Below are 12,870 nucleotides of genomic sequence, written 5' to 3'. Positions count from 1 at the left end.
TCGAAATACAGACGCTGTTCATGGTACCCCAAAGAAGGGGAAAGATACCCAAAGGGAATGTGCGAGGTGCCGATGACCTACTTGGGCGCGTTACCGCTACGGTCACGTTCGCTTTGCTCCACACGCCACTCTTCCCAACCGCGGCCGGCAGGCTGCCAAAAGGCACCATGTTCCAGGCCGTCGGGCAAGTAGCGCTGATCGACCCAGCCTTCGGGATAATCGTGCGGATACTTGTAAACGCCGTACTCATCGCTACCAGGGCGATGGCGATCGCGTAGGTAACTGGGCACCTCGCGAAGACCACTGCTGTGGATATCGGCTAGCGCCGCATCGATCGAGGCCTCGCACGCATTGGACTTAGGCGCCAAGCACACATAGAGCGCAGCTTGTGCCAGGTTAATGCGACATTCAGGATAGCCAATAACTTCAGCAGATTTAAAGGCAGCATGCGCCACCAAAAGTGCCTGCGGATCGGCATTACCAACGTCCTCAGAAGCCTGAATCATAATGCGGCGGGCGATGAACTTAGGATCCTCGCCCGCATCGATCATGCGCGCGAGCCAATAAATGGTGGCATCGGGGTCGCTGCCGCGCATGGACTTGATGAACGCACTGATAATGTCATAGTGCATGTCGCCGTTTTTGTCATACGAAAAACCGCGACGCGGATTGGCAATCTTCACGTCATCCACGGTAATGGGATAGCGCTCCCCCGCCGCAGGCGCTGGCGTTCCCTCGGTATCGGGACGCGTGACGGCAATCTCGCTCGCAAGCTCGAGCGTCGTGAGCGCCGAGCGAGCGTCGCCGGCGGCCAGCGTGCAGATGGTCTTAACCGTATCCTCATCGGCCGAGAACGTGCCGTTCAGACCCTGCGGCGCCTCGAGCGCACGCTCGATAAGCGTGGCGATATCCTCGTCTTTGAGGTGCTCAAGCTCCACCACGCGACCACGCGAGAGCAATGCCGAGTTGACCTCAAAGTACGGATTCTCCGTCGTGGCGCCGATCATAATGACGGTACGATTCTCGACTGCATGCAACAGGGCATCCTGCTGCGACTTGGAAAAGCGATGAATCTCGTCGATAAACAGGATGGTGCGACGGTCGTAGGTATTCAGGCGCGTCTTTGCCTCGTCAATCACGCGGCGCAGATCCTTCACAGTACCCGTGACGGCGCTGACCTCGACAAACTCGCTCTTGGTATGGTTAGCGATAATGTGGGCCAGCGTCGTCTTGCCCGTACCGGCCGGCCCGTACAGAATCACACTCGATAGCACGTCGTGCTCAATCGCGGCACGCAGCCATGAGCCCTTACCGACGGCCTTTTGCTGGCCCACGTAATCATCGAGCGAATTGGGGCGCATGCGCACCGCGAGCGGCGCATTTCTAAAGGAACGCTCGCGCGTCGAGGCAGAAAAAAGGTCGTCCATAGCCATCCCGTGCATCAATCAAAATCGTTGTTGACCAACAGTATACCGAAAGGATACGAACTACCGTTCGTTAATATAGGTGCGGTGCGGAAACTTTAAACCCGGGAACAGCTTGCTCGTGAGCTCGCAGAAATAACCGTCCGTCATGCTCGCGATGTAATCCACCACGGCTTGATCCTTGTCGTCCTGCCAGGCATACACGCGATCGTAGTAAGAAAGCTGCTGCTCAATGCGAGAAATGTGATGCTTAAAGATGTACGAAGACTCGTCGCCTTCGTTTATGTCCCGCAGGCAACGGCCGTAGAGCTTTTCGAAGGCCTCTCGCAGCTCCGCTTCGGAGTCGCCTTCGATACCGCCCTTGCTATAGATTTTCTCATAGTTCTCGCGCTTGGCTCGGCGTATTTCCTCAAACAGGTCCTCGCTCATCTCGATGCGCGGCTTGCCATAGCTGTGCTCGACGATATCGATGGAAGCGTGCGTGAGGATCCAACTGTTGTAGGCACCGCCCCGGCCATCATCAAAAGCGTCGGGCGAAAGCAGGCCCGCCGCGATCGCATCCTGACGGTCACGACCGACGTAGGCGAGGATGTCCGAAATGCGAACGACGCAGCCCTCGAGCGTCATGGGACGCAGGTGCTCAATAGCGCCATAGCCCGTGGCGATACAGTCCTCAACTGTCCGATCGAACTGGTCAAAGGAGCCCATATCCGACAATTCAAACACGCGCTGCTCGTACTCGCCGTTATGGCATAGCACGCCGTCGAGCGTCTGGAGCGATACGTTGCGGCCATACAGGGCATCGAGCACGCGCACCGACTGCACGTTATGGAAAAAGTAGCGACCGGTGCGCTCGTGGTAAATATCGTTGAGGAATCGCTCACCGGCATGGCCAAAGGGCGTGTGCCCCAAGTCGTGGCCCAGGCCAATCGCCTCGATCAGATCACAGTTGAGCCCCAAGGCGCGGCCGATATCGCGTGCGATGCGCGAAACAAGCTGCACGTGCAAACCGCGACGTGACAGATCGTCATTGCTACGGAAACTAAAGACCTGCGTTTTGCCTGCATAACGGGTGTACGCCGGAAGATGAAGTATCTTTTCGGTATCGCGCATAAACGCTGGACGCATAAGCGTACCTTTGTCGGCGACGCGATCAACACGACGAATGACCTGGTCGTCGTTGCAACGATACGGACTGACATAGCCCGAAGCACGATCGGCGGCAATGCGCTCGACAAGTTCGGACGACAACGCCGAGGGAATACGGTCCATGCGCGCCTTTATGACGGCCGTTTCTTGATTAGTTGCCATGGCATGCTCCTTAAGAAGGATGCGCAATCGGTTACAATGTGCAGCCCACGACCTCGATTATGGCAAAAATCGGCACCAAAAACGGGAGCAATGGCAGGGAGCGAGATTTTGTGATGAGACAGGAGAGGGCAAGGGCCAGGAGCGCGGCGGCAAATGCCACGATGCCACCCATAGGGTCGAGCGTGCAAAGCGCGAAGAGCGCCTTGGCATCTCCCATGCCGATGCCCGGGGTTTGGCGAAGACGACGCCAGAGGGACTCAGTCAGCACGAGAGCAAGATACATGATGACGGCTAGACCCGCGTGGTCAAGCGCTGTGCTCAAACCGACGTCGAGCCAAACGCCCGCAAACGCCGCCACCACGCACGCGCCGGCAAGCTCATTCGGGAACCGCCGCTCGCGGGCATCAACCACCGCACCGGCAAAGGCGCAGATCCAAAATGGGATATAGAACATCATGCACCTCCATGAACAGCTGCTCAAAAGCAAAAACCACCACAAAGGTGCCTGTCCCCTTTGTGGTGGTTTTGGTGGTGGTTATTTAGCGCCCTGCATGACCTCGTCGAGGGTAACGTTGACGGCGTGCTGCGTCGGGACCCAGTCGACCTTTAGGAACAGTGCGGCCACCGTGATGGGAATATAGCTGAACATAAAGATCGGGAAGGTAAACAGGTTGGTCACCAGGCGCCACTTTTGAGCGCAGTGAATGTGCTTGTACTCAAAGATGGTCGTGAGCAGCGCCAGGATAAAGAAAGTCTGGTACATCATCGCGAAGGTCATAATGAGCGAGGCGGCACAAGCCTGCATCTCGACTTCGGTAGCCAAGAAGCCGTGTGAGAGTCCGCCCACGATAAGGAACGTCGCGTTGGCTAGCATGGAAATCAGGGACAGAAGCATGCCCGGAGCGATGGTCATAAACATGTCATATGCGGCAAAGCGATGATAGCGGAAGGTCGACTTGACCAGGTGCTTACCATACGTAAAGAACACCTGGTAAAAGCCCTTGGTCCAACGCATACGTTGCTTCCAGGACGCCTTAAATGTCACGGGCTGCTCGTCAAAGAACTCCGCCGGCGCATAGCCAATACGAATGCCGTGAATAGCGCAGAACGTGGTGAACTGAATATCCTCGGTCAGCGTATGGAACTGCCAGCCGTGCATGCCCTCAATAACGCTAGCCGAGATAAGGTAGCCCGAACCCGATACGGCGCAGGACGTCTTGCAGATGTTGCGCGCGTTGTTGAGAAAACGCGCCTCGCGCAGATACCAAGTGGCATTCGCTGCCGAGATCCACGAGCTTCCGAAGTTCTTGGAGTTACGATAGCTCGTGACCACATGGAAGCCCTGGTCAAAGGCGTCATTCATCTTGGAGACGTAATCGCGGGAGATAACGTTGTCGGCATCGAAGATAAAGTAACCCTCAAACGTGTCGGGATACTCGTTGAGAATGCGATCGAAACCAAAGTCCATGACCCAGCTCTTGCCCTTGCGGGCCAGGTCATTGCGCTCGTAAACAATGGCACCGGCCTCGCGCGCGAGCTGCGCCGTGTTGTCGGTGCACGCGTCGGCAACGACAAAGACCTCAATGAGCTCGGACGGATAGTCCTGGTCCTTGATGGAACGTACGAGATTGGCAATTACGGCCTCCTCGTTATGCGCCGCGATAAAGAAGGCATAACGGTGGAGTTTTTTGGCCTTGGGAGGTGCAACCTCACCGCGCAGGGCGCCAATGACAAAGAAGACGACCTGGTACAGAAAGCAGACCGTGAGCAGCGTAACCACAATCTGGTTAAAGATCACGATGGGCGTGTTGGTTTGTAAATAGGCGAGCATGCAGGCTCCCAGGAACGCGTTACGTAAACAACCGTATATCTTACCGCAGGCTAGGGGCGTTCAAGAAACCACCTAATACTGACTAGGCTTCGAGAAGACCGAGCTGAGGAACGATCTCGTCGCCGGCAGCGGTGCGACCAAGCGAGCGCGGGGCCAGGTCGTCAAGAACCGCAGCGAGATCCCACGGCAGCTCGTCGCGGCACTCAATGCGCTCCCCCGTCACGGGATGGTCGAATGCGACGCGCCAGGAATGAAGGAATTGCCTGGTCAGACCCTGATCGGCGCGTGCATCGCACTTGCCGTAGAGCGGATCCCCCACGCAGGCGTGGTTGATATGGCGCATATGCACGCGAATCTGATGCGTGCGGCCCGTAAACAGGTGGCACTCGACGAGCGTATAGCCGTCGTCAAAACGCGTGGAATCGAAGCGCTCGAGGACCTTAAAGGTCGTAATGGCCTGGCGCGCGAAAGGATCGTCCGAAACCGCCATCTTGACACGGTCACGCGTAGAACGGGCAATGCCGGTGTTAATGGTGCCCTCATCCATAGCGATATGTCCGTGAACGAGCGTAATATAGCGGCGGTCGAGCGTGCGCGTACGGATAAGATTTTGGAGCGCGCGCTGGGTGTCGTCGTCCTTCGCCGCAAGCATAAGGCCCGAAGTGTCGCGATCCAGACGATGCACGATGCCGGGGCGATCCTCGCCCTGCACGGTGCCCAGATGGTCGATGCCGCAGTGATAGACCAGGGCATTCGCGAGCGTACCGCTCTCATGACCATGCGCAGGATGGCACACCAGGCCGCGCTGCTTGGAGAGCACAATGAGATAGTCGTCCTCGTAGCGAATATCGAGGGGAATGGCCTCGGGAATCACGTCGGTCGGGTCGTGCGGCTCGAGCAAATCGACCGAAATGCGGTCGCCGGCTCGCACGGCGTACTTTTTGGAGAGACAGGTCTCGCCGTTGACGGCAACGGCACCGCCCTCGATCAGATGCGCGCAGGCAGAGCGCGTAGGGCAGCCATCATTGGCACCCAGATAGGCATCAAGACGCTGACCAGCGGAATCGTCAGCAACAAGAATATGGATGTCGGCCATTAGCGCTCATTCCTTTCGCGAATCTTGCGGGCACGCTCCCCACGCTGCTTGGCCTTGCGCATAGCGCGAGCCTCATCACGGGCGTTAAGCTCGGCGGTCGCATCGACCTCGCGAGCGGCAGGGCTCAAGAGCATGTAGCCAAAGAGGGCAAGCACGACGCCCAAGGTAATGCCGATATCGGCCACATTGAAGACGGGGAAGTCGATGAAGGTAGTGGCAATAAAATCGGTCACGAACCCAAAGGCGAGACGGTCGATCGCGTTGCCGACGGCACCGCCCGCGACCATAGCCATACCAACGACCTCCAGGCGAGCAAGCTGAGGCGCACGAACAAGATACACCGCGATGGCAATGATGACGACAAGTGCCAGCACGGCAAACGCAATGCCATGACCCTCGCCCATGCTAAAGGCAGCTCCGATATTACGGACAAACAGAAAGTCAATCACGCCGGGGATAACAGTCACATGCAAAGCGTCGCCCACGGCACGAACCGCAAGCTTGGTCAGCTGGTCAACAAGTAGCACAACCAGCGCCACCCCACCAGCAACACCTAGCCGCCAACGCAAAGGAGGCGTCATATCCCCAGTACGACCCAAATCAATCTCCTACCCTCAAGAACATCGAATTACGTTTAACGCAAATTAATATCTTATATTGACCAGCAACGAAATAGCTGATGATTCGTTACCGACAGCGAAAACCCGCCAGAGCGAGCAAGGTGCCTTGAAACAAGGCGGCATTGACCTTCTGGTCATGCCGCCGAAGTTGAAAGGCAGATTGCCGCTCTGGCGGGTTTGCAGCGTCAACTGGTTACGCGGTTTGGTAAAACCGCGTAACTAAAGAGCTTCGGCACAACGCTTGCAGATGTGCGCGTGGCCGTTGTACTCGCCGACGGTGGTGCGGTAGTTCCAGCAACGGTCGCAGCACTCGCCTTCGGCAGCCTCGATGGCAACGGAAAGCTCCTCGCCCTGGGTCAACTCAACATCGGAAACGATGTAGAACTCGGCCAAGTCGACGGCCTTATCACCGGTCAGCAGCGCGTACATCTCGGCGGGAACGACCGCCTTGACGCGGACCTGCTGGCTCTTGGTGAAGGTGCCGGCAGAACGGGCATCCTCGAGAGCCTTGGTCACGACGCTACGGAGTTCGAGCGAAGCCTCGAGCACACCCTCAAACTCGTTAGCCTCGTCGACCGTGATGGGCGACTTGTACCAATCGAGCAGCGCAGCGTACTTCTGGTGATCGACGCAGCCAGCAGGCGCATAGGCCATGGCCTCGTCGACGGTGTAGGACAGGATCGGCTGCAGGTCGCGCATGAGCATCGAGAAGAGCTCGGCCAGCACGGTCTGGGCGCTGCGACGCTCGAGCGAGCCGGGCTTGTCGCAGTACAGACGGTCCTTCAGGGCGTCAAGGTACACGTTGGAAAGCTCGGTAACCACAAAGTCGTAGAGCGCACGGTAGGCGCGCGGGAACTCGTAGCTAGCGTAGGCGTCGTCGACCTCGGCCTGGACCTGGGTCAGACGGGCGACCATGAGCTTGTCGAGCGGCAGCAGGTCGGCAAAGGCGACGCCGTCGGTCTCGGGCTCAAACTGGCCCTCGAGCTCGGAGAGCAAGAAGCGCAGCGTGTTACGGAAACGACGGTAGGCATCGGACGTACGAGCGAGAATCTCGTGGTCGATGGAGACGTCGGAGCTGGTGTCGACGGAGGCAACCCACAGACGGATGATGTCGGCGCCCATCTCGTCGCTGACCTTGTTGGGGTCGATGACGTTGCCGAGCGACTTGGACATCTTGCGGCCCTGGCCGTCGAGGGTAAAGCCCTGCGAGACGACCGCCTTGTACGGAGCATGGCCGTTGGCACCCACCGAGGTGAGCAGCGAGCTCTGGAACCAACCGCGGTGTTGGTCGGAACCCTCGAGGTAGACGTCCGCCGGGTACTCCAGCTCGGGACGATACTCGCAGACGGCCTTCCAAGACACGCCGGAGTCCCACCATACGTCGAGGATGTCCTTATCGGCCTTGAGGTGATGGCCGCCGCACTTGGGGCAGACGCAGGCCTCGCCCAGATAGCTCTCGGGAGCGTCGGTGAACCAAGCATCGGAGCCCTTCTCGTGGAAGAGCTTGATGACGGCGTCGAGCGTGGCGTCGTTCATGACCTTCTCGCCGCAGTCGGCGCACGTGTAGCTGGGGATCGGCACGCCCCAGTTGCGCTGACGGCTGATGCACCAGTCGGGGCGTTGCTCGACCATGGCGCCAATGCGGTTGGCGGCGTGGGCCGGATACCACTTGACGTTCTCGCGGACCTCCTTGCCAGCCTGCTCGCGCAGACCGGTCTTGTCCATCGAGACAAACCACTGGTCGGTAGCACGGAAAAGCACCGGATGCTTGCAGCGCCAGCAGTGCGGATAGCTGTGCGTGATCTTCTTCTCGAGGACCAGGGTGCCGCGCTCGCGCAGGAACTCGATGATGTGCGGGTTAGCCTCGTCGGTGTCCATACCGCTGAAGGGACCACCGGTGCCAAACTCCTCGCCGGTGTAGAACTTACCGTCGTCGTCGACCGGCATGCAGATGTCGGTGATGCCCTCCTTGAGGCAGGCAAAGTAGTCGTCGACACCGTGGCCGGGCGAGTTGTGGACAATACCGGTACCGTCATCGACACCGACGTAATCGGCCAGCAGCGCCACGCCCTCAACACCGTCAAAGATCGGCTGCTTGTAGTGGATGTGGTGGAAGGTCTCGGCGGGAACCACATAGGGCTTGCCGTCGACCGTGACCGGGGTGTACTCCCAGCCAAACTCCTCGCAGCACTTGGGAGCCAGGTCCTCGAGCATGACCTCGGCGCGGCCGTCGTGCTCAACGGCGACGTAGGCGGCACCGGGCTTTAGGGAAACTGCCTGATCGGAGGGGATGGTCCACGGGGTGGTCGTCCAGATGATGAAGTCGACCGGGCCGTCGAAGTTCTCGAGGCCGGCAGGCTTGGTGGTCATCTCAAAGCGCACGAAGATGGACGGGCTCGTCTCGTCGGAGTACTCGATCTCGGCCTCGGCCAGCGCGGTGTGGCAGTGCTTGCACCAATGAACCGGCTTGTGGCCGCGATAGATCATGCCCTTATCGAACATGGCCTTGAAGACCTCGATGTCGGCGGCGTCATGCTGGTGATAGAGCGTCAGATACGGGTTGTCCCAGTCGCCAAGTACGCCCAGACGGCGGAAGCCGGCCTTCTGCAGCTCGATGTTCTCGACAGCGAACTTGTTGCACAGCTCGCGAATCTTAGCCGTAGAGGTCTGATTGAACTTCTCGGTGCCGAGCTTCTCCTCGACCTTGTGCTCAATCGGCTGACCGTGGCAGTCCCAACCGGGGACATAGGGAACTTCGCAGCCCTGCATCATCCAGTAACGGTTGATCATGTCCTTAGAGATCTTGTTCATGGCGTGGCCGATGTGGATCGGGCCGTTGGCGTACGGAGGGCCGTCGTGCAGCACGAATTTCTTATGACCCTCGTTCTTCTTCAAAACCTGCTCGTAGACCTTGTTGTCCTGCCAGTCCTTGAGTCGCTTGGGCTCGGACTTGGAAAGACCGGCACGCATGGGAAATCCGGTTTTGGGCAGATTCATCGTCTGCTTGTACTCGTTTGCCACGGTACCCCTTTCATGTCGTGGGCGCACACGCCCTCTGGGCACCAAAAATAGCGCCCGTCCCTACAAGCTGGGACGAAGCGCCACAAAACGGGCAGAATGCCCGTAAAAGCTCTTCGCTTAACCACCCAGCTTAGATGCCCTCGCCCGCGTCGCCACGCGCTCGCATCCGTTACTCGGCTGGCCTGTATCGACGACCATCTCGGCGATGTCTACTAAGACGTGCCTGTGCGGCGCGTCCGTTGGGACCGCAGCTCCGGGGTGATTTTCATCGGTCGCATGCACGGGTTCTCAGCGCTCCCCGCTCTCTGTAGCATGCGGATGGCCGACTACTCGTCCCCATCAACGCTTATGCGCTGTATAGTAGCACGGTCAACGCCGGCAAAAAACCCTCAACACTGGTTTTATACGTTCGAAAAATCTCGCGGCTGTGGACTTTCTCTTGGAGCAAAATACCGGGCGGCCAACGCCTACGGTCACACGCTCCTCGCCTAACCTACCAAAACCACCACAAGGGGGACAGGCACCTTTGTGGTGGTTTATTATTGCTCCAGCATGCTGGGGTCGAACTCGCTAGCCGGAATCACGCGATAACCGTGGCGCAGCAGTAGGTCGACGAAGACACCGTTGCCCGCGATGAGCGTACCGCTAAAGGTTCCATCATAGATACGACCCGCGCCACACGAGGGACTGCGGTCCTGAAGGAAGCACGCAGCGATCTCGGACGGGCCGCCAAAGTGCTCGCACATATCGAGCGCACGCTGGGCACCTAGACGAAACTCGCGATCGACCGAGGTGCCCTCGCAGGTGCGGACCTCACCGTCCACAATCTCGGACGGCTTGCGCGGCGTAGGCAGACCGCCAAAAACCTCAGGGCACACCAGTAAGACCTCGGTCCCCGTACGTTCGCAAGCCTCGACCAGCTTGCGATGGTAATTGTCAAGCCCGTTATATTTACAGTTCTCGCCCATCAAGCAGGCGCTCACCACGATCTTCATTTCCATCCCTCTCAAGCAAAACGCCCCATTTGAGAAAGCTGCTCAAATGGGGCGTCGGCGATCACTGGCTCGGCCGCGGCTTTACTGCTGCTTTGGCATCAGCGGATTCTCACGCATGAGGAGGTTCATGAACTCCTCACCCGTAATCGTCTCCTTCTTATACAGATAACGAGCCAGCTCGTGAAGCTTAAACTTGTTCTCCTTGAGGATCTGCAGGGCGCGATCATGCGCATCCTCGATCAGCTTGGCGACAATCGCGTCCACGCGCTCGGCCGTACCGGGAGCGCAGGTGAGCGACGTGTCCTGGTTGAGGTACGCGTTCTGAACGGTACCGAGCGCCATCATGCCAAACTCATCGGACATACCAAAACGCGTCACCATGTTGCGGGCGAGCTTGGTGGCCTGCTCGATATCGTTGGCCGCGCCGGTCGTCATCTCACCAAAGATGAGCTCCTCGGCAGCACGTCCGCCGCAGTAGACAGCGAGCTTGTCGAGCACCTCCTGGCGCGTGGTCAGAAAACGCTCGTCCTCCTCGACCTGCATGGTATAGCCAAGAGCACCGCTCGTGCGCGGCACGATGGTGATCTTGGTGACCGGGGCAGAGCCCTTTTGGCGGGCAGCGACAATGGCATGGCCAATCTCGTGGTAGGAAACAACCTGCTTCTCGTGGTCGGAAAGCACCGTGGACTTACGCTGCTGGCCGGCGATAACAACCTCCACCGACTCCTCGAAGTCGTCCTGGGTTGCACGCTTTCGACCCTCGCGAACGGCGCGCAGGGCGCCCTCGTTGATGATATTGGCCAGGTCGGCGCCCGAGGCACCGGGCGTAGCGCGGGCAATCGCGGTCAGATCAATCGGTGGCTGGGTCTTCACACTCTTGGCGTGGAGTTCGAGGATGTTCTTGCGGCCGGTCAGGTCGGGCAGCTCGACGGGAATGCGGCGGTCAAAACGGCCGGGGCGCAGCAGGGCCGGATCGAGGCTGTCGGGGCGGTTGGTGGCAGCAAGGACGACAATACCCTTGTGGTTATCGAAGCCGTCCATCTCGGTCAGCAGCTGGTTGAGCGTCTGCTCGCGCTCGTCGTTGCCGCTAAAGCCGCCGCCATCGCGCTTCTTACCGATGGTATCGATCTCATCGATAAAGACGATACACGGGGCCTTTTCCTTGGCCTGCTTAAACAGGTCACGCACCTTAGCAGCGCCGCGACCAACAAACATCTCAACGAACTCAGAGCCCGAAATGCTAAAGAACGGCACGCCCGCCTCGCCGGCAACAGCCTTGGCAAGCAGGGTCTTACCGGTACCCGGAGGGCCAACAAGAAGAGCGCCGCGCGGCAGCTTGGCGCCGATCTCCTCGTAGCGCTGCGGCTTCTCCAGAAAGTCGACGACCTCCTTGAGGGACTCCTTGGCCTCTTCCTGGCCGGCGACGTCCTTAAAGGTCACGCCCACGTCCTTGGAGGCGATCACGCGCGCGCCGGACTTACCCAGTCCGCCGCCGCCAAAACCGCCGCCGCCAAAGTTCATCGACGGACCGTCATCGCCCATGGCCTTCTTCATGCGGCGGTTGAGCCACCAGCCAATCAGGAAGAATATCGCCATGGGAAGAATGAGGGTGAGCAGGTAGTAGGTCATCAAACCCGAGTTTTTATCGGGAACGACCGACTCAAGCGAGGCGCCAGATTCAAGCACGCGATCGGTAAAGCCCGCGTCATTCGGCACACCGGTCGTCTTGTAGGCGATGTTCTCGTCCTCGCCCTTCTTGGTGTAATAAATCGAGTAATCGTCCGTGTTGTACTCGACTTTGTCAACGCTCTTCTTATCGAGCGCTTTGACAAACGTCGAGTAATCGGTCTTCGTAATCTGCTGCGTGTGACCGATGTTGGGGAACAGAACGGTCGAGAGCACGAGGTAGACGACGAAGGCGATGAGCACGTAGAGGATCATATTCCGTCTACGTTTGTTGTCATCCATCTCCATCTGCTTGAACTCCATCTACTGGGGTTGATAATGTTTTTAGAATACCCAACCCGGACGGCGATAAACCGACGCCGGGCACGAAAGGACAGAGATGGCATCACTGGAAGTCGGCAAGGTTCAAATCTATACGGGCGACGGCAAGGGCAAGACAACGGCTGCGTTGGGGCTCGCCTTGCGCGCGACGGGCTACGGACTTAACGTGCTTATGCTGCAGTTTGCGAAGAAGCTGCACTGCGCCGAGCATGATGCGGCGCCCCGTTTGGGTCTGCGCATCGTACAAGCCGACCGCGACACGCCCGAAGCCTGTGCCGCACAAATCATGGAGCTGGCGCGCGAGCAGATTAGCCAGGTCGACGTGTTGATCTTGGATGAGCTGGGAGAAGCCATGCGGCGGGGCTTTGTGACGCGCAAAGATGTCGAAGCGCTGATCGCGATGAAGCCCGACACCACGGAGCTCGTACTGACCGGCCGAGGCTTGCTGCCCCTCGCCGACCTTGCCGATCTGGTAACCGAAATGCGCCCTGTCAAACACTACTTCGACGAAGGCCTCCTAGCCCGCCAAGGCATCGAATACTAATTCGGCACTTAGGGACGTTCC

General features: G+C 58.8%; 10 protein-coding genes. 1 reads left to right on the top strand and 9 read right to left on the bottom strand.

The annotated features are described in order from the left end of the window. Positions 1-77: 77 nt before the first annotated feature. The 9 genes from DW732_RS02455 to ftsH form a co-directional block, all read right to left on the bottom strand. Complete coding sequence (locus tag DW732_RS02455) at positions 78-1,427, bottom strand: replication-associated recombination protein A (RefSeq protein WP_199569711.1); 1,350 nt, start codon at positions 1,425-1,427, stop codon at positions 78-80. 60 nt (positions 1,428-1,487) lie between these two features. Continuing rightward, positions 1,488-2,735 carry a deoxyguanosinetriphosphate triphosphohydrolase family protein gene (locus DW732_RS02450; RefSeq protein WP_118098512.1) on the bottom strand — a complete coding sequence of 416 codons (1,248 nt, stop codon included), beginning with the start codon at positions 2,733-2,735 and terminating at the stop codon, positions 1,488-1,490. Positions 2,736-2,766: 31 nt separating this feature from the next. Next, entirely contained in the window at positions 2,767-3,192 is a 426-nt protein-coding gene (locus tag DW732_RS02445; protein WP_118098511.1) for a prepilin peptidase, read from the bottom strand. Between the two features lie 78 nt (positions 3,193-3,270). Then, positions 3,271-4,566: a glycosyltransferase family 2 protein gene (locus DW732_RS02440; RefSeq protein WP_118098509.1), complete on the bottom strand. Its 1,296-nt coding sequence runs from the start codon at positions 4,564-4,566 to the stop codon at positions 3,271-3,273. 82 nt (positions 4,567-4,648) lie between these two features. Continuing rightward, on the bottom strand, positions 4,649-5,662 hold the full coding sequence (locus tag DW732_RS02435) for an RluA family pseudouridine synthase (protein WP_118098507.1): 1,014 nt from the start codon (positions 5,660-5,662) through the stop codon (positions 4,649-4,651). Next, the gene (gene lspA, locus DW732_RS02430; protein ID WP_233539331.1) at positions 5,662-6,189 is read right to left on the bottom strand and encodes a signal peptidase II; all 528 of its coding nucleotides are present in this window, start codon (positions 6,187-6,189) and stop codon (positions 5,662-5,664) included. The genes DW732_RS02435 and lspA overlap by 1 nt, the downstream gene beginning before the upstream one ends. Positions 6,190-6,501: 312 nt before the next feature. Further along, positions 6,502-9,279: an isoleucine--tRNA ligase gene (ileS, locus tag DW732_RS02425; RefSeq protein WP_370214004.1), complete on the bottom strand. Its 2,778-nt coding sequence runs from the start codon at positions 9,277-9,279 to the stop codon at positions 6,502-6,504. 563 nt (positions 9,280-9,842) lie between these two features. Continuing rightward, positions 9,843-10,298, bottom strand: a complete 456-nt coding sequence (locus DW732_RS02420; protein WP_117799234.1) for a DUF523 domain-containing protein — start codon at positions 10,296-10,298, stop codon at positions 9,843-9,845. Between the two features lie 81 nt (positions 10,299-10,379). After that, on the bottom strand, positions 10,380-12,272 hold the full coding sequence (gene ftsH, locus DW732_RS02415; RefSeq protein ID WP_199407087.1) for an ATP-dependent zinc metalloprotease FtsH: 1,893 nt from the start codon (positions 12,270-12,272) through the stop codon (positions 10,380-10,382). Positions 12,273-12,363: 91 nt separating this feature from the next. Between ftsH and DW732_RS02410 the strand changes: the two genes are divergently transcribed. Beyond that, the gene (locus DW732_RS02410; RefSeq protein ID WP_117735051.1) at positions 12,364-12,849 is read left to right on the top strand and encodes a cob(I)yrinic acid a,c-diamide adenosyltransferase; all 486 of its coding nucleotides are present in this window, start codon (positions 12,364-12,366) and stop codon (positions 12,847-12,849) included. Positions 12,850-12,870 lie beyond the last annotated feature (21 nt).

The sequence above is a fragment of the Collinsella sp. AM28-11LB genome (genome assembly GCF_003469895.1).
GTDB lineage: Bacteria > Actinomycetota > Coriobacteriia > Coriobacteriales > Coriobacteriaceae > Collinsella.
Note: the sequence above shows the minus strand (reverse complement) of the source record. Positions and strands in the feature narration are given on the sequence as shown.